The organism is Pseudomonas sp. NFIX49 (assembly GCF_900115915.1).
Lineage (GTDB): Bacteria > Pseudomonadota > Gammaproteobacteria > Pseudomonadales > Pseudomonadaceae > Aquipseudomonas > Aquipseudomonas pharyngis.
This window is the reverse complement of the sequence record NZ_FOYE01000006.1, coordinates 457,069-476,048: the sequence shown is the minus strand read 5'-3', so window position 1 is coordinate 476,048 and position 18,980 is coordinate 457,069. Positions and strand designations below refer to the sequence as shown.

Here is an 18,980-nt window from a genome sequence, read left to right as displayed (position 1 = left end):
TCAGGCCTCCATCAACAGGCAGGCCTGGGGCGGCAGGTGCACCGCCACGGGCTCGCCGACTGCACGACCACGGTTCAGGCCTTCGTTGTTTTCCCGCAGCATGACTTTGATGTCGTTGTTCAAGCGGCACTGGTACAGCGTCGCGGTGCCGACATACAGCACCGCCTCGATCACCCCGCGCAGATGATGCGGCTGATCCGCTGTGACCAGTTGCGAGCGCTCGGGCCGAAACGCCAGTTGCACGCTGCTGCCGCTGACGCCCTGTGGCGGGCAGGGGATTTCCACCGGCATGCCATTGGGCACGAAGATGTTTTCGTTGTGCTCGCCGCGCTTGAGTTCGCCGGGGAGGAAATTGATGTCGCCGATGAACTGGGCGACGAAGCGGTGCTGCGGGCGTTCGTAGATGTCGGTCGGGGTGCCGATCTGCAGGATCTTGCCGGCGGACATCACCGCGATCCGGTCGGACAGGGTCAGGGCTTCTTCCTGGTCGTGGGTGACGAAGATGAAAGTGATGCCGGCTTCCTGCTGCACGCGCTTGAGTTCGACCTGCATTTCCTTGCGCAGCTTCAGGTCCAGCGCCGACAGCGGCTCGTCGAGCAACAGCACTTTCGGCTTCGGCGCCAGGGCCCGGGCCAGAGCCACGCGTTGCTGCTGGCCGCCGGATAATTCCGCCGGTTTGCGCCCGGCCAGGTGTTCCATCTGCACCAGCGCGAGCATTTCGTCGACCCGTCCGGGAATCGTCTTGCGATCAAGACCCTGCATCTCGAGGCCGAAGGCGATATTCTGCGCGACACTCATGTGCGGAAACAGCGCGTAACTCTGGAACACCGTGTTGACCCGACGCTTGAACGGCGGCAGGTGATTGACCGTTTCCCCCGCCAGACGGATCTCGCCGTCGCTGACGTGTTCGAAACCGGCGATGGTGCGCAGCAGGGTGGTCTTGCCGCAGCCCGAGGGGCCGAGGAGGGTGAAAAACTCGTTGTCGGCGATGTTCACCGATACGTTGTCGAGGGCTGGCGCGAGGCCAGGGTCATCAGAATACCGCTTGGATACGTTACGCACTTCAATGGCTATTGGTTGACCCATAATGGTGCAATCCTCTAATTATTGTATGCAATATCTGAATGCAATTTAGAAATACCCGGATTAATCTGCTGGCGCAACCCCCATTTCCCTGACTGAGTCGTTCGTCGGGCAGCGTCGCCAGCGTTGAAGGAGCTTTCAAATGACCGAGAAAAAAACGGAAACCACGGTCGACCGCGTCTACCAAGGGGTTTACGAGGCGATCAGCAAGCGTTCGCTGCGTCCGGGGATGAAGCTGGGCGAGGCGTCGCTGGCGGAGTTATTCAATGTCAGCCGCACGTCGGTTCGTGCCGCGCTCAAGCAACTGGAGGCCGACGGACTGGTCACCACCGAGCCCAATAAAGGTGCATCGGTGTCGTTGCCCAGTGATGAGGAAATCCGTTCCCTGTTCGAAACCCGGCGTCTGATCGAAATCGGCATCGTCACCGAGCTGTGCCGGCGCAAGGACTCTGCGGCGATGCAGGACCTGCGTGATCATTTGCTGCTGGAAGACGAAGCCCACGATGCCGGCGACCACGAGCGACTGATTCACCTGCTCGGCGAGTTCCACATCAAACTCGCCCGCAGCCTGAACAACCCGGTACTGCTCGACTGGTTCCAGAAGCTGATTTCCCGCGCCTCGCTGTACGCCGCCGCGCTGGATGACGACAGCCACGAAGCCTGCCGTGATGACGAGCACCTGCGGTTGATCGAGTACATCGAGGCCGGCAATCAGAGCGCCGCGATCGAGCTGACCTGCATGCACCTGGACGGCATCCAGAAGGCGATCCTCGACGTCGCTGCGAAAATGAAGACCGGCTACCATCCGCTCAAACACCTGATCGGAGTGTGAGCGTCGAGTGCAGGTGAAATCGGCTATACCTCTAATGAAACCATCGCTGCCCGACACGCTCGAAACAGACGGGCGTGGCGTTTGAACGCGCGGCGATAGAACCGGACCCACTACAAGGCGTTGAAGCAGCTGATGCAGTTTTTATCCGATAGCCATGGGTGTGACGGCTGGCAAGGCGAGATGGCCGGGCGCATTCGTGCGTTTGACTGGAGCAGGACTGATCTGGGCCCGCTCGAGACCTGGCCGGCCAGCCTGTGCAGCACGGTCCAGCTGATGCTGGCCTCGCCGCTGCCGATGGTCATGCTCTGGGGGCATGCCGGTTACATGATCTACAACGACGCCTATTCGCGATTCGCCGGCGGCCGGCATCCGTACCTGCTCGGATCACCGGTGGAACTGGGCTGGCCGGAGGTCGCCGATTTCAACCGGCATGTGGTCGACACCTGTCTGGCCGGCGGCACCCTGGAATACCGCAACAAGGTCTTGGTGTTGCTGCGCGACGGTGTGCCCGAGGATGTCTGGCTCGATTTGTATTACAGCCCGGTGGCCAACGATGCCGGCGTGCCTTCGGGTGTGATGGCGATGGTGGTGGAAACCACTGAACTGGTGTTGTCCGAGCGTCTGCGTCAGGCCGCCGAAGACGCTTATCGCGCCGATAACGAGCGGGTGCGACTGGCACTCAATGCCGGGGCACTGCTTGGCTCGTTTGTCTGGGACGTCAGAAACAATGTGCTGTCGGCCGATGAGCGATTCGCCCGGACATTTTCCTACCCGCCTGATCAAGACCTGAGCAACCTGCCGCAGCATATCGCCGAGACGCACATTCATCCGGACGACCGTAATTGGGTACAGGAGTGCGTGGAGAATTCGGTGCGTACCGGCGAGCCCTACAACGCCGAGTACCGGGTGGTGCGTGCCGATGGCAGTTGTCTGTGGGTGCTCGCCAGCGGCGCTTGCGAATTCGACGAGCAGGGCCGGCCGTTCCGTTTCCCCGGTGTGTTGATCGATATTCACGAGCGCAAGACCGCCGAGGAATCGCTGCTCAAGTTCACCCGCAACCTCGAACAGCGGGTAGCGGATGAAGTCGAGGCGCGCCTCGCCGCCGAAGAGCAATTGCGTCAGTCGCAGAAGCTCGAAGCCATCGGCGGCCTCACCGGCGGCGTGGCTCACGACTTCAACAACCTGCTGCAAGTGATCGCCGGCAACCTGCACCTGCTGGCGCGACATGAACCGAACAACGCCAACGTCCAGCGCCGGGTCAGCGCCTCGCTGGCGGCGGTGGAGCGCGGCGCCAAGCTGTCCTCGCAACTGCTCGCGTTTGCCCGGCGTCAGCCGCTGTCGCCGGCGGTTTGCGACCCACGCCAGATTTTCGAAGGCGTGGGCGAGTTGCTGCAACGGGCGCTGGGCGAAACCATTCAGATCGACGTGCAACTGCCTGTTGAGCCGTGGCACATCAACGTCGACCGCAATCAACTGGAAAACGCCATTCTCAATCTGGCAATCAACGCCCGGGACGCCATGAAGGGCGAGGGCACGATTGTGCTTGGCGCCTCCAACCTCTCACTGGATCGGGCGTTCTGTTCGGGCAAGGGCATCGTGCCGGGGGATTTCGTCCGGGTCTCGGTCAGTGACAGCGGCGTGGGCATTGCCCCGCACATGCTCGAGCAGGTGTTCGAACCGTTCTTCACCACCAAGGCCGACGGCCAGGGCACTGGCCTGGGCTTGAGCATGGTGTTCGGCTTCGTCAAGCAGAGCGGCGGGCATGTGGAGATCGACAGTCGGATTGGCGAAGGCACGCGGGTGCAGTTGTACTTTCCACGCAGCCTGCGCCCCGTGCTCGATGACTCGCCGAGCGTCAATCATCAGCAGGCGGGTGGTCACGAGACGATCCTGGTGGTCGAGGACAACGAAGCGGTGCGCACCTCGGCGGTCGAACTGTTGCGCGAAGAAGGCTACCGCGTGCTGATCGCCGGCAACGGCGACGCGGCCATGCAGACGTTGATGGAAGGCGCTCGGGTCGACCTGATCTTCACCGACGTGGTCATGCCCGGTCTTATCAAGAGCTCCGATCTGGCGGCGTGGGCCAAGGTGCAAATGCCGCCGGTGGCCGTGCTGTTCACCTCGGGGCACACCCGCGACATCATCTCGCGCAACCACCAGCTCAGCCCCGACACCCATTTGCTCGGCAAGCCCTATGGCCCCGAAGCACTGCTGCAGATGATCCGTTCCGTGCTCAGCACCTGAGCTCCAATCCCCTGACCAAGGCTGGCCGATGACTTCCAGACGCAATTCCAGTTCTGCCGCCGGCATGGTTCGCGTGCGCGGCGCCCGTGAACACAATCTGAAGAACGTGGACGTCGACATTCCTCGCGATGCACTGGTGGTGTTCACCGGGGTGTCGGGTTCGGGCAAGTCGTCGCTGGCGTTTTCGACGCTGTATGCCGAAGCCCAGCGGCGCTATTTCGAATCGGTGGCGCCCTATGCGCGGCGGCTGATCGATCAGGTCGGCGTACCGGACGTCGATTCCATCGAAGGTCTGCCCCCGGCCGTGGCCCTGCAGCAACAGCGCGGCACGCCGAGCACACGCTCGTCGGTGGGCAGCGTCACCACGTTGTCGAGCCTGATCCGTATGCTGTACTCGCGCGCCGGCAGCTATCCGCCGGGTCAGCCAATGCTGTATGCCGAGGATTTTTCACCGAACACGCCGCAAGGCGCCTGCCCGCAATGCCATGGACTGGGCCGGGTTTACGAGGTCACCGAGGCGTTGATGGTGCCGGATCCGAATCTGACCATCCGCCAGCGTGCCGTGGCGTCCTGGCCGCTGGCCTGGCAGGGGCAGAACCTGCGCGACATCCTGGTGACCATGGGCATCGATGTCGATATCCCGTGGCGCAAGCTGCCGAAAAAACAGCGTGACTGGATCCTCTTCACCGAGGAAACACCGACCGTTCCGGTGTACGCCGGGCTGACGCCGGAAGAGACCCGCGTCGCCCTCAAGCGCAACATGGAACCGAGCTATCAAGGCACGTTCACCGGCGCCCGGCGCTACATCCTGCACACGTTTACCCATTCGCAAAGTGCGCTGATGAAGAAGCGCGTGTCGCAGTTCATGATCGGCAGCCTTTGCCCGCTGTGCGATGGCAAGCGCCTCAAGCGCGAGGCGCTGTCGGTGACGTTTGCCGGGCATGACATCGGCGAGTTGTCGCGGATGCCGCTGCTGCAAGTCGCCGAAGTCTTGAAGCCGGTGGCGGACGCGAGCTGGCTGGAACACGCCGATGAAAGCGGTGAAACCCTGACCCACAGCCAGACCCGCGAAGCCCGCCAGCAGCGCGTGGCCCATGGCGCCAGCGGCCACGCCAACGCGCCGGACGTGCGCCATACGCCGAACCTGTCGCTGGAAAAACGACTGGCCGCGCAGCGCATTGCCGAGGACCTGCTGGAACGGGTCAGCACCCTGACTGATCTCGGCCTCGGTTATCTGGCCCTGGAGCGCAGCACGCCGACCCTGTCGTCCGGCGAATTGCAACGCCTGCGACTGGCCACTCAATTGGGGTCGCAATTGTTCGGCGTGATCTACGTGCTCGACGAACCCTCCGCCGGCCTGCACCCGGCGGACGGAGAAGCGCTGTTCGAGGCCTTGCAGCGCCTGAAGGCCGACGGCAACAGCGTGTTTGTGGTCGAGCACGATCTGGACACCATGCGCCGCGCTGACTGGCTGATCGACGTCGGCCCGGCGGCCGGTGAAAAGGGCGGGCAGATTCTCTACAGCGGCCCGCCACCGGGGCTGGCCGCGATCAAGGACTCGCAGACCCGCGCCTATCTGTTCGCCGAACAGCAACGGCCGAACCGCGCCGCGCGCAAACCGTCGGGCTGGCTGAAACTCGACGGCGTCACTCGCAACAACCTGAATAACCTCAGCGCCGAATTTCCCCTGGGTTGTTTCACTTCGGTCACCGGTGTTTCCGGTTCGGGCAAATCCAGTCTGGTCAGCCAGGCGCTGCTGGAACTGGTCGGCGCGCAGCTCGGGCGCAGCGTCAGTGACGCCGAGCCGGAAGAGCTCAATCTGGAAGACGATACCCCGTCTGCCAGCACCGGCCAGGTCAGCGCCGGGCTGGAGTCGATCAAGCGTCTGGTGCAGGTCGATCAGAAACCCATCGGCCGCACGCCGCGTTCGAATCTGGCGACCTACACCGGGCTGTTCGACAACGTGCGCAAGCTGTTTGCCGCGACCGATGAGGCGAAAGCGGCGGGATACGACGCCGGGCAGTTTTCCTTCAACGTCGCCAAGGGTCGCTGCCCGACCTGCGAAGGCGAGGGGTTTGTCAGTGTCGAATTACTGTTCATGCCCAGCGTTTATGCGCCGTGCCCGACCTGTCACGGCGCGCGTTACAACCCCGAAACCCTGGCCATCCTCTGGCAGGGCTTGAGCATCGCGCAGGTGCTGAAACTGACGGTAGACGAAGCGGTGACGGTGTTTGCCGAGCAACCGGCGATCCGCCGTTCGCTGGAGGTACTGCGCGACATCGGTCTCGGTTATCTGCGCCTCGGGCAACCGGCGACCGAGTTGTCCGGCGGCGAAGCCCAGCGCATCAAACTGGCCACCGAGCTGCAACGCAACCAGCGTGGGGCGACATTGTATGTGCTGGATGAACCGACCACCGGGTTGCACCCGCGCGACGTTGACCGCTTGCTGGAGCAACTGGATACGCTGGTCACGGCGGGGCACACGGTGATCGTGGTCGAGCATGAAATGCGCGTGGTGGCGCAGAGCGACTGGGTGATCGACATCGGTCCGGGTGCGGGGGATCAGGGCGGCAAGATCGTCGTGGCCGGAACGCCGCAGAAAGTGGCGGCGAGCAAGAAGAGCCGGACTGCGCCGTTTCTTTCTCGTGCCCTCAGCCGCTAGCCATAGCGTGTCGAATATCGTCATCGCCAGCAGGCTGGCTCCCACAGATTGCTGGTTTTCCATGTGGGAGCCAGCCTGCTGGCGATGGCGGTGTATCAGGCGCCGTCGAGGGTGCGGCGTACCTTGTCCAGCAACTCGCGGATCTGGAACGGCTTGACCAGCATCTCCATGCCGGCCCCGAGGAACACCTGGCGGTTGATCGCGGTTTCCGCGTAACCGGTCATGAACAGGATCGGCAGCGCTTCACGCCAGCCCCGGGCAACGTCCGCCAGTTCACGGCCGGTCATGCGTGGCAGGCCCACGTCGGTCAGCAGCAGGTCGATCGACGGGTCGTTCCGCAAGCGCTCCAGCGCGGTTTCGATATCGGCCGCCTGGGTGCATCGGTAGCCGGCGTCTTCCAGCACTTCGGTGACGAACAGGCGCACCGCCGGCATGTCTTCGACGATCAACACATGCTCGCCCGAGCCTTGCGGATCGATGGTCACCGGGGCCACATCGACAGCGGTCGGATCACTGGTGGCCGGCAGCATGATCGTCACTTCGGTGCCGCGTCGCGCGACGCTGCGGATGTGCGCATCGCCACCGGATTGACGAGCGAAACCGTAGATCGTCGACAGCCCCAACCCGGTGCCCTGGCCCAGCGGTTTGGTGGTGAAAAACGGCTCGAACACCTTATCGATGACGCTGTGCTCGATGCCGGTACCGTCATCGCGCACCGATAGCGCCACATAGGAACCATCGGCGAGGTTCGGGTCGCCGTGGGAATACGCCGCGTAAGTGCTGACCCAGATATTGCCGCCCCGTGGCAATGCGTCCCGGGCGTTGATCACCAGGTTGAGCACTGCGCTTTCGAGCTGGATCGGATCGACCAGCGCGATGGCAGGTTTGGTGGTCATTTCCAGTTTGAGGGCGATGCGTTCGCCGATGGTGCGCACCAGCAATTCTTCCAGCGAGCGGACGTGCTTGTTGATGTCCACCGGACGGGTGTCGAGCGGTTGCTGGCGGGCAAAAGCCAGCAGGCGATGGGTGAGCGAGGCCGCACTCATCGCCGAGTTCAGAGCTGCTTCGGCGTAAAACTGCACCTTGTCCGGGCGGGCATCGGCGACCCGTTTCTGGATCAGCTCAAGGCTGGTGATGATCCCGGTCAGGAGGTTGTTGAAGTCGTGGGCAATGCCGCCGGTGAGTTTGCCCAGCGCATCCATTTTCTGTACTTGCAGCAGTTGCGATTCGGCGCGTACCCGGTCGGCGACTTCCTTGGCCAGTTGCGTGGTGGTGTCGTCCAGCCGCGCCAGGTGCGAACGTTCGCGGTGACGGTGTTCGGTGACGTCTTCGACGAACACCAGGCTCAGTTTCGGGGTGCGGTAGGGGGAAATCTGCCACTCGGTCTCACGGATCTCGCCCTGCACGCGCATGTTCAGCGTGCCTTTCCAGCGTTCGCCATCCACCAGCCGCAGGCGCAGTTCGTCGAGGATCGCGCTCTGATCCTCGGCGAAGCATTCGCTGAGGGGCTGCGGGTCGCGGTTGTCCTGGATCAGTTGGGAGAAAGCGTGGTTGCACTCGTGGACTTTCAGGTCGGCATCCAGCACCGCGATGGGCGCGGAGATGTTGACGAAGATCTCGCGGAAACGCGCCTCGCTTTCGCGCAACGCGTTCTCCGTGTCGCGCACCCGAAGCAGGGTGCGCAATGTTGCCAGCAGCACGTCGGGATCGACTGGGTGAATCAAATAGGCATCGGCTCCGGCATCAAGGCCGGTGATGATGTCGCCGGTCTGGATCGACGCGGCCGACACGTGGATCACCGGGAGCAGGGCGGTGCGGGCGTCGGCGCGCAGTTCGCGGACAATATCGAAGCCGCTCATGTCCGGCAGGTTGACGTCGAGAATCAACGCGTCGAGCTTTTCACTGGCGATCAATGCCAAGCCATCGCCACCGGTGCCGGCCTCTAACACCTCATAGCCGTGGCGTTCCAGCCGTCGGCGCAAGGCATAGCGGGTGGCGACGTTGTCGTCGACAATCAACAGACGGATGTCATGTTTCATCGACGCTCTCCTGGGCGATCGCCAACGGGATGATCACGAAAAAGCACGAACCCACGCTCGGGGTACTCTGGACGCCGACCTCGCCACCGAGCAGTTCGGCGAAGCGTTTGCACAGGGACAATCCGAGCCCGGTGCCGCGCAGGCGTTTCTGCAGCGGTGAGTCGACCTGAGAAAAGTCTTCAAACAAGGTGCCATGCAGCTCCGAAGCGATACCGATACCGGTGTCGCTGACGGCGAACCGTACCTTGTCCTCACCCTCAAGGCGTGCCGAGATCCTTACTTCACCACGGGTGGTGAATTTCAGCGAGTTGGAAATGAAGTTGCGCAGAATCTGCGCGAGCTTCTTGTCGTCGGTATAGAGACGCGGCAGGCCCACTGGCTCTTCGAAAATCAGGTCTACGGCAGTGGCGTCGACAATCGGCCGGAACATTCCGCGCAACGCCGCGAACAGGTCGAACATGTCGAACCACGCAGGCGAAATGCTGATGCGTCCGGCCTCGATCTTCGCCAGGTCGAGCAGGTCGTCGACCATGTCGCTGAGTTCCCGGGCGGCGCTGCTGACGAAGGCCACCTGTTTGTGCTGCTCGGGGCTGAGGGGACCGTCGAGTTCGTCGGCCAGCAGGCTGTTGATGCTTAGGATCGAGCCCAGCGGTGTGCGGAACTCGTGGCTCATGTACGACAGAAAGCGGCTTTTCAGATCGGACGCCTGACGCAGTTGTTCGGCCTGGGTGTCGAGTTCGGCGTACAGCGCCAGCACGCCCTGATTGGTTTCGTCGAGCTCTTCGCGCAACGCAACGGTTTCGCTCTGCAACTGGGCGATCAACGCAGCCTGTTCGGCATTGCTCAGTGTCGGGGACTCAGCCATGGGCGGCCTCCAGGGCAACGACCAGCACCGTTACATCGTCGCGCCCGCGACAGAAATCGCGGTGCAGGACGGTGGCTATCACGGCGGGATGGCGATGCACCAGACCGGGGTAGTCTTGAAGGTTCCAACGGGACTGCAAGCCATCGCTGTACATGATCAATAGATGTCCGTTCACGTGAGCATAGTCAAAGGGCTGGGCTTTTCGGTATTGGCCGCCGACTATCCCCGGATGCGAGGCCAGTCCGCGCGACTTGTCTGAGGCGATCAGGCTGGCACCGATGTTACCGACACCGGTGAACGACAGACTGGCACGCCCGGCATGAAACTGCGCGAATGCCACTGCGCCACCCCGGCTCCCGATCATTTCCCGGTGCATGTCTTCCATCAGGACCGTTGGCGCACCGAACGGGCTCAGGGCAAAGGCTTTCTCTCCTGCTCGGGCCGCACGCTCGGCGTCTTCGCCATGGCCCAGACCATCGACGATCAGGGCACTGATGTCACTGCCGTGAATCGCCAGATGCCAGACGTCGCCGCAGGCGGGATCGTTGTGCAGCGAGTGTTGACTGACACCATACGGCATATCCAACTGCCGGTCGCTGCGCGGATACAGACGAGCCAGCAGCACAGCGCCGCGATGATCGGCAAATACGTCGAAGATATCCGCCTGTCGAGCCACTGCACCGAGGCCGATGCCCTGAGTACCACCGGTGGAAAAGCCGTCCGCCAGACACGCGTCCAGATCAAACCCCTGGGCACGGTCGACCGCAATCATCTCGATACCGTCGTCACCCTGACGGGGCAACAGGCGCAGGTGCAATTCCCCGCGCCCGGCGTGCTTGAGCACATTGCTCGCCAGCTCCGTGGCCACCAGCGCCACACGGCCTGCGTCGCTTTCGCCAAAACCGTGTTGCTCGGCCAGACGCTGGGCCGTACGCCGGGCATGGCCGATCTGGCTGCTGTCCTCGATCACCAACACCTGGGTCAATGTCCCGCTGATGTTCATGTCCATCGGGTGATCGTTATGCGAGTGCCTTTGCCGGGCTCGGTGTCCAGTTCAAATTCGTCCACCAGCCGCTTGGCCCCGGTCAGCCCCAGGCCCAGACCGCTGCCGGAGGTCCAGCCGTCGGTCATCGCCAGTTTGATGTCGGGAATGCCCGGGCCTTCATCGCGAAAGGTCAGGCGCAGGCCGACCTTGTGGTTGTCGTCGAGGATCTGCCAGTCCATGTCGCCACCCCCGCCATACACCATAGTGTTGCGCGCCAGCTCGCTGACGGCGGTCACCAGTTTGGTCAGGTCGATCAGGCGCATGCCGCATTCGGTGGCCAGTTTGCGCGCCTGTTGCCGGGCCAGCACCACGTCCTGCTCGATGTTGATCGGTTGGGTACCGCTGCTGCGCACGGTCATTGCTGGCGTACTCGTTCCTGCAGCAGTTTCATGCCGCGCTCGACGTTCAGCGCGGTACTGACGCCTGGCAGGTACAGACCGAGCTCGACCAGGGTAATGGCGACCGCCGGCTGCATGCCGACGAGCATGGTTTCGGCATCCATGATTTTCGACAGGCCGGAAATGGTGCCGATCATCCGGCCAATGAACGAATCGACCATGTCCAGCGCCGAGATGTCGATCAGCACCCCGCGCGCGGAGGTCTTGCTGATGCGCTCGGACAGGTCGTCCTGCAGGGTGAGGGCGAGCTGGTCGTGCATGTCGACCTGGATGGTCACCAGCAAGAAGTCACCCATCTGAAGAATCGGGATACGTTCCATTGTTCAGACCGTCTTGGTGAGGGTGATGCCCAGACGGGTCAGGGCCAGCTTCAATGCGTCGGCCAGATTGGCTTTGGTGACCACGCCTTGCAGGTCGAGGCCCAGATGGACGATGGTCTGGGCAATCTGCGGTCGCACGCCGCTGATGATGCAATCGGCGCCCATCAGGCGGATCGCGGTCACAGTCTTGAGCAGGTGTTGGGCGACCAGCGTGTCGACGGTCGGCACACCGGTGATGTCGATGATGGCGATTTCCGAACCGGTGTCGACGATGCGTTGCAGCAGCGATTCCATTACCACTTGGGTGCGCTGTGAATCGAGGGTGCCGATCATCGGCAGTGCAAGCACGCCATCCCACAATTTGACCACCGGGGTCGACAACTCCAGCAGTTCTTCCTGCTGGCGCTTGATCACCGCTTCACGGGACTTCTGGAACGTGCGAATGGTGTACAGGCCGAAAGCATCGAACAATTCGGAAATTTCCCAAAGCTGTTCGGCGAGCAGGGCGGGCTGATCCTGATAATGGTTTTGCAGCAGGGCGAACAGCGGGCCCTTGAGCGAGAAAATGAAGCTGGCGGTCTGCTGGGAATCCTGACCGAGCTGGGCGCGGCTATGGGAGAGTTTTTCGAGGAACTGGCGCATGCCTTCCCAGCCCGGCGCGGCGATGTTGGTGCCGCTGTCGTTTTCCAGGCCGCTGACCACCAGTTGCAGGAATTCACTGGTTTGCTGCTGCAAGTCGTGTTCTTTGAGATTGCGGGTGGCACCGCTGTCGACCAGTCCTTTAGTCCATTCGCCCAGCAGTTGTACCTGTTTGTTTTTCATCGCATCGAGTGTGCTGTTCTGCAGTGCTGCCATGTGCCTGTTGCTCCATTGCGAATTGGGGGCCGGTTCTTCGGAAAATGACCGGCGCGAAGTGAATGACCTTGGCCGTTCGAAATAGTTGTTCGTTCCCCCGAGGATATTTTTGATCTGCCGCAAGTAATGCACCGGTAACTCTAGTCGGCGCGGCCAGGAATGCTGATCTTTTGCCTGCAACAAAGCCCCAACGCAAAGAGGCCGCGTCCAATGGAGGCGGCCTCTTTGTGTACCTGGCGGTTACTTGCTGGGGTGTTTGGCCTGCAGCTCTTTGGCGTGGGCCAGGTGTTTTTCCAGTGCCGGCAGCATTTTCTGCGCAAAGGCTTTGAGTTCGGTGGCGCCTTTGACTTTGTCGTCGGTCACGGTGTTGGCTTGTTTCTTGAACAGCTCAATGGTTTCTTCGTGAGCCTTCACCTGATTATTGGCATAGGCGGCGTCGAACGACTCATCACGGACTTCGAGTATTTTTTCCTTGGCCTGTTTGACCAGGGTCGTGGTGTCCGGCACCTCGATGTCGTTGGCCTTGGCAATTGTCGCCAGTTCATCGTTGGCCTTGCCGTGGTCGGCGATCATCATGTTGGCAAACGCTTTGATGTCGGCGGATTGGCTTTTTTCCAGCGCCAGGCGACTGGTTTCGATTTCAGCGATGCCGCCGGCCGCTGCGTTGTCGACAAAATCGTTATCGGTAGCGGCGAAAGCCGAGCCCATGCCGGTGCTCAATGCAACGGCCAGAAAGAGATGACGCAGTTTGAATCCGTCCATTGGTGTTTCTCCACGCAGGTTTTTGTGAGCGTTATTCAATGGAGGGAGTTCGCCGACCAAAGGTTTTATCGCATTTGCGAAAGGGCGACGAACGGACACCGCTGGTCTGACAGGTGGTCGACAGAAGTGGCCAACCGAGGCCATTCTGATACCTGGCCAGCGCAATCGGTCGCGTTGGCTGCCGATCAACTGACGGAGGTGTTCCATGCCGGTGACCCATGATCTGTTACAGGACTTGAAACTTACAAAGGAAGAGATCCAGCAACGACGCACCGCGGATCCACATCTGGATGCACTGATCAACAAGTATTCCCAGGCGGACGCCGAAGTCGTCAAGGCCGAGACGGCGACCTCGGATGCGCCGAGCGACGACACCCTGAAGAAACTGAAAGAGAAACGCCTGCAGGTCAAAGACAAGATCGTCGAGCAGTTGCAGGCTCGATCCTGACCGTCAGTCGCACCACCGGCCTGCGGTGGTGAATTGACTGGAACGACAGCCCCGACCGGCACCTCGAATGTTCAGAGTCTTCACATTGCGACTCTCAACGAGGTGCCTTATGAACGATCCAAAATTCCCCAGTGAAGAACAGGGCGCATTCGACCCGGTTCCCACCCATCCCGAGCCGAACAGTCCGGCGCACACCGTCCGTAATCCTGAAGAGGAACGCGAAAGCGAGGAAGTGCCGGAGGACGAAGACCCGGAAACCTTCGATAGATCCAGTAACTGACTATCCGCTATCGCCAGCAGGCTGGCTCCCACATTTGGGATGCAAATTCTTTGTGGGAGCCAGCCTGCTGGCGATAGGGCCAGTCGACCCAATACAAAGTCCAGGGCCTCACTTCAAGGCGGCGTCCAATGGCATCCGCGCCATGTGCGTCGCCTTCAGCGAGCCGAAATACAGCCAGTCGCCATACTCGCGCACTGTGGTGATCGGCGAGTAATTGCCGGCGCTGGCATCCTGCAGATTGGCGATAACCTTGCCGTCCAGATCCAGCCCCAGCACGAACCCGCGCTTTTCCACCGGCTTGGGCAGCACGGTCATCGCCCGCACCAGCATCTTGCGCACGAAAGGGTGGGCGGCGGTACGGTCGAGCAGCGGATTGCGTGGTGTGTACAACGCCACCCAGAAACGATCCCGACCATTGAATGCCAGGTTGTCCGGCAGCCCCGGCAGGTTGTCGATGAACAGGTCATGGGTGCCGGCCTGCGGCCCGGTCAGCCAGTAGCGGCTGATGCGGTAGGCGCCGGTTTCGTTGACCAGCACATAGGCGTCTTCCGGGCCGAGGGTCACGCCGTTGGCGAACTCCAGCTTGTCCAGCAATACGCTGGTTTTTCCGGTCTGGAAGTCGTAACGCAGCAGGCGCCCGTCGCCGCCATGCTCGATGATCGCTTCGCCATCGTGGCCGTAACCCCAGCGACTGGAGGCATCGCTGAAGTAGGCGTAATGCCCGGACTTGTCGATGGCCACGTCATCGGTAAACCCGAACGGCAGGCCATTGGCTTCGGTGGTCAGCGCCACCAGTTGCCCCTGTGCATCAAGGGACAGCAAACCCTTGACCCCGTCGGCGATCACCAGCAAACCGTTGGGATGCCGCGCCAGCCCCAGCGGCCGGCCGCCGGTATCGGCCAGCACCTTGCGCTGCTGGCCATCGAGACTGGTGCGCAGCAGGCGTCCGTCGTGCAGTCCGGTGATCAGAAAGTCGTTTTCCAGCAGCAGCGCTTCCGGGCCTTCGATGTCACTTGGACCGACCTGTGCCGCGCTCTTGAGCCGCTGATTGTCAGCGTACTGGCCCTCGGTCAGCGAGGGCGCCGGTTGCGGCGTCCAGGCCACGGGCTCGACCCTGGTCGGCATCAACAGCAAAAAGCCCAGAACCCCGACAACCAGCAGCAACACCAGATAACGCCATCTCACACGTGGGCTCCCGCGAGTGCGAGATGCCGGGTGGCCATGTCGCGCAGGGCCAGCATCGACGTTGCCGACTCGCGCTCGATGCGCCGCTTGAGCAGCAGATGGTTGGCGATGCGCAGGCCGATCCCTTCGAACCGGTAATCGAGGGTGCGCACGAACCGCGTGGCAGCGTCGTGCGCCGAGCATTCATAGGTCAGCCGCAACGACAGACCCTGATCACCCTGGGCCCGGGCGCACCAGCGTCGGCCGGGCAGGTACTCGGTGACCTCCCAGCGCAAATGCCCCTCGCGCCCACCGGCGTGAATGTCCTCGTCGAATCGCGCACCGGCATGCAACGCACCGCTCGGGCCGTCGATCTTCAGCGAAGACGGGTGCCACTCCGGCCAGCGACTGACGGTGGCGGCGTAGGCGAGGACGGCGATCGGATCGCCGGCGATATCGACTGTGTGCTGCATGCGGGTCATGGGCGTTCTCGAATCGGTCAAAGGGGCGATTTCCGGCTCCCGGTAGAGGGTGCCGAACAGGTAGTCCATCAGCGGAAAAACGATATTGAAATTACGCTCCTGCATGTGCTCGCGACGGTGATGCAATTCGTGCAGACGGCGCATCTGGCGGATCCACGGCAGGCGGGTCAGCGGGTTCTGCGGCGGCAGATGCTCGCAGGCGTGAAACACTTCATAGGTCAGGTAACCGAACACCATGCAGCCACCGAACAGTCCGGCGACGTTGCTGTTGACCTGCGCGAACAGCCACCACAGGGGCAGGGTGATCGCCAGCGTGTGCAGCACGATCAGCCAGGCCGGGAACAGGATCACCCGCCAGTCGCGGGCGCCGTCGTAGGTCATGTGGCCGGGGGTGAAGAAACTGTGATGATCGCCGGCATGCCGGGCGTAGAACATCCGCGCGAAACTCTTTTTGTGGTGGCCGAGGTGGCGGTGCACCATGTACACGCCGAAATTGAAGAACAGCAGGGTCAGCGGCACGGTCAGCCATTCCAGCGGCCGCACCAGGTGCACGCTGCTCCAGAACGCGCCGATGGCCAGCACGCCGAACAGCAGCACGAACGCGCCGTGCAGCCACGGGTTGTAGCGGGGATGGATCGCCGCCCGGTAGCGGCTGCGAAATGCCTCGGTGGTCTGCCTCACTGCGCTCACCTGCGGATATTGTCGTTATCCCGGCAGCGTAGCCGATCCCGCCGTTTGTGCAGCGCCAACCTTCAGGTCACAAGTGCCATGCTCCGGTGCATAGCGGCCGTCAGCTCAACGGGTTCCAGCGCTGCGACCAGTCGTCATCGGCCCTGATCACCTCGCGCAGCAGGTCAAACGCCTGTTGCAGGATCGCCGAGTCGCGGTCACGGGAGTAGACGAGGTAGGTCGGGTAGCCGAATTCCGGGGCTTTGGTCACCGGCTCCAGCGCGCCGCTTTCCAGATAAGTACGCACGACCCGGGTCCGGAAATAGCCGCTGCCGCCGTTCTCCAGAATGTATTGCAGGGCCAGCGGGCCGAGGTTGAAGCTCAGGGCAGCCTTGGCTTTTTCCGGCAGGGCGGCGTCGTGCTGGCGGCGGAAATCCGGGCCCCAGTCGATGTACACGTAAGGGGCAGGGCGGCCGGGCGTGGTCACCAGAATCAGTTTCTCTTCCAGCACCTGCTCGACCTGCAGCCCCGGCCAGTATTCCGGCTGATAGACCAGCGCCGCATCGAGCACCCCCAGTTCGAGCTGACGCAGCAGGTTTTCACCATCGCGGATCTCCATGCGCAAGGCGTGGCCGGGGATTTTCTCGCGCAATTCGGCGGCCCAACTGAGCATCAACGGGTTGCACAGGCTGACCTCGCCACCGATGTGCAGCACGTTGTGATAGCCCTCGGGCAAGGGCAGGTCGCGGCGTGCGGCTTCCCAGGTCTGCACCAGCTGATTGGCGTAGACCACGAAGGCCTCGCCGTTGGCGGTCAGCCGCGCACCGGCGCGGTTGCGCACGAACAGCGTGCTGCCCAACTGGCTTTCGAGTTTCTGGACCCGGGCGGTGATTGCCGTTTGCGTGACAAACAGCTTTTCCGCCGCCGCGGCGAGGCTGCCGTGGCGGACGATTTCCAGAAAGGTGCGGGCGAGGTCGATGTCCATGGGCGGGCCGGTGGTTGAGGTCCGCGCATTGTACGGGCAGCCCCGGGACCGCGTCATTGTTCAGTCAGCCACTTCGACTTCACGCACCCGCGCCCAATCTTCCACCAACCGCGCCGGCGTGCAGCAAGTCTTGCGCTTGTAGACGAAGTTGCGGCACTTCTCGGCAAACTGATTGCGGTTGTACAGCATGTCTTCCTGCATCTCCCGCAGCTCCGCCTCGCGGCACTGACGAATCAACACATGATCGACCCGCAGCTTGCGTTCGCGCACCGACGCATAAGTCGGATCGCTCAGCACACTGTTGGCCCGTTGCAGCAGCCACAGCGAGAACTCGTCCGGGCAGCGCGGGCCGATTTCCTGAACCATGCCCAGTTGCAGCGCCTGCGCAGCGCTGACCGGCAGACAGGCCTGGGTCAGTTGTTCGGCCATGGCCGGGCCGACGGCGCGGGGCAGGCTGTAGGTCCAGTATTCCGAGCCATACAGGCCCATGCTCTTGTAGTGCGGATTGAGCACGATATCGGCGCGGGCGAACACGATGTCAGCCGCCAGGGCGAGCATCACACCGCCGGCACCGGCATTGCCGGTAACCCCGCTGACCACCAGTTGCCGTGCGCTGAGCAATTCTTCGCACACATCGTCGATGGCCTGGATATTGGCCCAGGCTTCGGCGCCCGGATCTTCGGCGGCCTGGATCACGTTCAGATGCACGCCATTGGAAAAACTGCCGCGTCCGCCCTTGATCAACAGCACCTGAGTGTCGCGGGATTTAGCCCAGCGCAGGGCCTCGACCATGCGCCGGCACTGCTCGGTGCTCATGGCGCCGTTGTAGAACTCCAGCGTCAGCTCGCCGACCAGACCGGACTCGCGATAACGGATCGGTTGATACGGCTCGTCGCTGAACGGCGCGTTGGCAATCGACCAGTCCAGCACCGGCACGCCAGACAACTGACCGGCCAGCACATGCCGCGCCGGACGCTTGAAGGTTTCCTCGCCCGGTTGCGGTTTGCGCCGCAGCGAGCCGATCCACAGGCTGTGATCACCGGTCGCCACCAATACCGCGTCGTCGTGCACCGCGAGAATCTCGCCGGGCATGCCGGTGCGCTGATCGAGGTGCGCGTCGTACACGTAATATTGCCCGCCGGCGAGACTGGCGAGCACACCGGGCTGGCCGTCCGCCGCATCGATGCAGCGTTTGATGAAGCGCGAGCAGTCGTGCCAGCTGAAGGTGCGATCGTCCTGTTTCATGTTCGGCTGCAAGCGTCCACGAACCTTGGGATCGTTGTAGTCCAGCGCCACCGGCACGAAGCCGTCGATGAATTTTTCCACCACCTCACGGATGCAACGGATCGCCGCGTCGCTGACTCGCCCGTTGTACAGCTCGGATTTGCGCAAGCCTGTCGGCAGGTTGAATTCGCAGGTGGCCCAGACCGGTCCGGCGTCCATTTCTTCCACCGCTTGCAGGGCGGTTACGCCCCAGGACGGCAGCTCGCGCATGATCGCCCAATCCAGTGCGCTGGCACCGCGATCGCCGACGATGCCCGGGTGGATGATGACGACCGGACGCTGCGGGTTGCTCCACAGCGCGTGGGGAACGCGGTCCTTGAGAAACGGGCAGATCACCAGCTCGGCGCCGCTGTTTTCGATCTGCTCGCACACGGCGGTTTCGTCGGTGAACAGCACCACGCTGGGTGAGTGCCCGGCCTGACGCAGTTCCAGCCAGGCACGCTGGGTCAGGCCGTTGAACGCCGACGACAGAAGAATGATGTTGAGTGATCGCATGATTTCTCGTCCTTGAAAGGTTAGCCGCAGGCTCCCGGTGAGCCGTCCGTGGCTATCGATGGAGGCGC

17 protein-coding genes are annotated in these 18,980 nt (G+C 62.5%); 5 read left to right on the top strand and 12 right to left on the bottom strand.

The window, feature by feature from the left end:
* Positions 1-1,086, bottom strand: coding sequence for an ABC transporter ATP-binding protein (locus tag BMZ46_RS19905; protein ID WP_074690294.1), 1,086 nt, complete (start codon positions 1,084-1,086; stop codon positions 1-3).
* Positions 1,087-1,225: 139 nt separating this feature from the next.
* Between BMZ46_RS19905 and BMZ46_RS19900 the strand changes: the two genes are divergently transcribed.
* The 3 genes from BMZ46_RS19900 to BMZ46_RS19890 all read left to right on the top strand — a co-directional run bounded on the left by BMZ46_RS19900 (position 1,226) and on the right by BMZ46_RS19890 (position 6,821).
* A complete protein-coding gene (locus BMZ46_RS19900; RefSeq protein ID WP_074690296.1) occupies positions 1,226-1,915 on the top strand; it encodes a GntR family transcriptional regulator in 690 nt (229 codons plus the stop codon).
* Positions 1,916-2,047: 132 nt separating this feature from the next.
* Complete coding sequence (locus BMZ46_RS19895; RefSeq protein WP_074690675.1) at positions 2,048-4,159, top strand: hybrid sensor histidine kinase/response regulator; 2,112 nt, start codon at positions 2,048-2,050, stop codon at positions 4,157-4,159.
* Between the two features lie 28 nt (positions 4,160-4,187).
* Positions 4,188-6,821, top strand: coding sequence for an excinuclease ABC subunit UvrA (locus tag BMZ46_RS19890; protein ID WP_074690298.1), 2,634 nt, complete (start codon positions 4,188-4,190; stop codon positions 6,819-6,821).
* Positions 6,822-6,916: 95 nt separating this feature from the next.
* Here BMZ46_RS19890 and BMZ46_RS19885 read toward each other — a convergent pair whose 3' ends face one another.
* The 7 genes from BMZ46_RS19885 to BMZ46_RS19855 form a co-directional block, all read right to left on the bottom strand.
* Complete coding sequence (locus BMZ46_RS19885) at positions 6,917-8,860, bottom strand: response regulator (protein ID WP_074690300.1); 1,944 nt, start codon at positions 8,858-8,860, stop codon at positions 6,917-6,919.
* Entirely contained in the window at positions 8,850-9,725 is an 876-nt protein-coding gene (locus BMZ46_RS19880; protein WP_074690302.1) for a sensor histidine kinase, read from the bottom strand. The genes BMZ46_RS19885 and BMZ46_RS19880 overlap by 11 nt, the downstream gene beginning before the upstream one ends.
* Positions 9,718-10,728, bottom strand: a complete 1,011-nt coding sequence (locus BMZ46_RS19875) for an ATP-binding protein (RefSeq protein WP_039769014.1) — start codon at positions 10,726-10,728, stop codon at positions 9,718-9,720. The genes BMZ46_RS19880 and BMZ46_RS19875 overlap by 8 nt, the downstream gene beginning before the upstream one ends.
* Positions 10,725-11,129: an anti-sigma regulatory factor gene (locus tag BMZ46_RS19870; protein ID WP_039768856.1), complete on the bottom strand. Its 405-nt coding sequence runs from the start codon at positions 11,127-11,129 to the stop codon at positions 10,725-10,727. Before BMZ46_RS19870 ends, BMZ46_RS19875 begins: the two co-directional genes overlap by 4 nt.
* Positions 11,126-11,488 carry an STAS domain-containing protein gene (locus BMZ46_RS19865; RefSeq protein WP_011334518.1) on the bottom strand — a complete coding sequence of 121 codons (363 nt, stop codon included), beginning with the start codon at positions 11,486-11,488 and terminating at the stop codon, positions 11,126-11,128. The genes BMZ46_RS19870 and BMZ46_RS19865 overlap by 4 nt, the downstream gene beginning before the upstream one ends.
* A 3-nt stretch (positions 11,489-11,491) precedes the next feature.
* Complete coding sequence (locus BMZ46_RS19860; RefSeq protein WP_074690304.1) at positions 11,492-12,343, bottom strand: STAS domain-containing protein; 852 nt, start codon at positions 12,341-12,343, stop codon at positions 11,492-11,494.
* A 240-nt stretch (positions 12,344-12,583) separates the two neighbouring features.
* Positions 12,584-13,105 carry a DUF4142 domain-containing protein gene (locus BMZ46_RS19855; RefSeq protein ID WP_074690306.1) on the bottom strand — a complete coding sequence of 174 codons (522 nt, stop codon included), beginning with the start codon at positions 13,103-13,105 and terminating at the stop codon, positions 12,584-12,586.
* 205 nt (positions 13,106-13,310) lie between these two features.
* Between BMZ46_RS19855 and BMZ46_RS19850 the strand changes: the two genes are divergently transcribed.
* Together BMZ46_RS19850 and BMZ46_RS29370 are read left to right on the top strand one after the other, a co-directional pair.
* Positions 13,311-13,553 (top strand): HP1242/YdcH family protein, encoded by a 243-nt coding sequence (locus BMZ46_RS19850; RefSeq protein WP_039768852.1) that lies wholly within the window; start codon positions 13,311-13,313, stop codon positions 13,551-13,553.
* Between the two features lie 109 nt (positions 13,554-13,662).
* Entirely contained in the window at positions 13,663-13,833 is a 171-nt protein-coding gene (locus BMZ46_RS29370) for a hypothetical protein (protein WP_166742314.1), read from the top strand.
* A 108-nt stretch (positions 13,834-13,941) separates the two neighbouring features.
* On the opposite strand, the gene BMZ46_RS19845 is transcribed toward BMZ46_RS29370, so the two are convergent.
* The 4 genes from BMZ46_RS19845 to BMZ46_RS19830 all read right to left on the bottom strand — a co-directional run bounded on the left by BMZ46_RS19845 (position 13,942) and on the right by BMZ46_RS19830 (position 18,912).
* Positions 13,942-14,958 carry an SMP-30/gluconolactonase/LRE family protein gene (locus BMZ46_RS19845; protein ID WP_371855447.1) on the bottom strand — a complete coding sequence of 339 codons (1,017 nt, stop codon included), beginning with the start codon at positions 14,956-14,958 and terminating at the stop codon, positions 13,942-13,944.
* Positions 14,959-15,014: 56 nt separating this feature from the next.
* Positions 15,015-16,160 carry an SRPBCC family protein gene (locus BMZ46_RS19840; RefSeq protein ID WP_074690309.1) on the bottom strand — a complete coding sequence of 382 codons (1,146 nt, stop codon included), beginning with the start codon at positions 16,158-16,160 and terminating at the stop codon, positions 15,015-15,017.
* Positions 16,161-16,269: 109 nt separating this feature from the next.
* Complete coding sequence (locus tag BMZ46_RS19835) at positions 16,270-17,133, bottom strand: LysR family transcriptional regulator (RefSeq protein WP_039768849.1); 864 nt, start codon at positions 17,131-17,133, stop codon at positions 16,270-16,272.
* A 60-nt stretch (positions 17,134-17,193) separates the two neighbouring features.
* On the bottom strand, positions 17,194-18,912 hold the full coding sequence (locus BMZ46_RS19830; RefSeq protein WP_074690311.1) for a hydrogenase maturation protein: 1,719 nt from the start codon (positions 18,910-18,912) through the stop codon (positions 17,194-17,196).
* Between the last annotated feature and the right edge of the window lie 68 nt (positions 18,913-18,980).

Excerpts from the sequence above, each read along its gene's own strand:
- BMZ46_RS19905 (WP_074690294.1), bottom strand. The coding sequence starts at position 1,086 with ATGGGTCAACCAATAGCCATTGAAGTGCGTAACGTATCCAAGCGGTAT.
- BMZ46_RS19855 (WP_074690306.1), bottom strand. The coding sequence starts at position 13,105 with ATGGACGGATTCAAACTGCGTCATCTCTTTCTGGCCGTTGCATTGAGC.
- BMZ46_RS19865 (WP_011334518.1), bottom strand. The coding sequence starts at position 11,488 with ATGGAACGTATCCCGATTCTTCAGATGGGTGACTTCTTGCTGGTGACC.
- BMZ46_RS19845 (WP_371855447.1), bottom strand. The coding sequence starts at position 14,958 with ATGCCGACCAGGGTCGAGCCCGTGGCCTGGACGCCGCAACCGGCGCCC.
- BMZ46_RS19900 (WP_074690296.1), top strand. The coding sequence starts at position 1,226 with ATGACCGAGAAAAAAACGGAAACCACGGTCGACCGCGTCTACCAAGGG.
- BMZ46_RS19880 (WP_074690302.1), bottom strand. The coding sequence starts at position 9,725 with ATGGCTGAGTCCCCGACACTGAGCAATGCCGAACAGGCTGCGTTGATC.
- BMZ46_RS19885 (WP_074690300.1), bottom strand. The coding sequence starts at position 8,860 with ATGAAACATGACATCCGTCTGTTGATTGTCGACGACAACGTCGCCACC.
- BMZ46_RS19870 (WP_039768856.1), bottom strand. The coding sequence starts at position 11,129 with ATGACCGTGCGCAGCAGCGGTACCCAACCGATCAACATCGAGCAGGAC.
- BMZ46_RS19895 (WP_074690675.1), top strand. The coding sequence starts at position 2,048 with ATGCAGTTTTTATCCGATAGCCATGGGTGTGACGGCTGGCAAGGCGAG.
- BMZ46_RS19850 (WP_039768852.1), top strand. The coding sequence starts at position 13,311 with ATGCCGGTGACCCATGATCTGTTACAGGACTTGAAACTTACAAAGGAA.
- BMZ46_RS19830 (WP_074690311.1), bottom strand. The coding sequence starts at position 18,912 with ATGCGATCACTCAACATCATTCTTCTGTCGTCGGCGTTCAACGGCCTG.
- BMZ46_RS29370 (WP_166742314.1), top strand. The coding sequence starts at position 13,663 with ATGAACGATCCAAAATTCCCCAGTGAAGAACAGGGCGCATTCGACCCG.
- BMZ46_RS19875 (WP_039769014.1), bottom strand. The coding sequence starts at position 10,728 with ATGAACATCAGCGGGACATTGACCCAGGTGTTGGTGATCGAGGACAGC.
- BMZ46_RS19860 (WP_074690304.1), bottom strand. The coding sequence starts at position 12,343 with ATGGCAGCACTGCAGAACAGCACACTCGATGCGATGAAAAACAAACAG.
- BMZ46_RS19835 (WP_039768849.1), bottom strand. The coding sequence starts at position 17,133 with ATGGACATCGACCTCGCCCGCACCTTTCTGGAAATCGTCCGCCACGGC.
- BMZ46_RS19890 (WP_074690298.1), top strand. The coding sequence starts at position 4,188 with ATGACTTCCAGACGCAATTCCAGTTCTGCCGCCGGCATGGTTCGCGTG.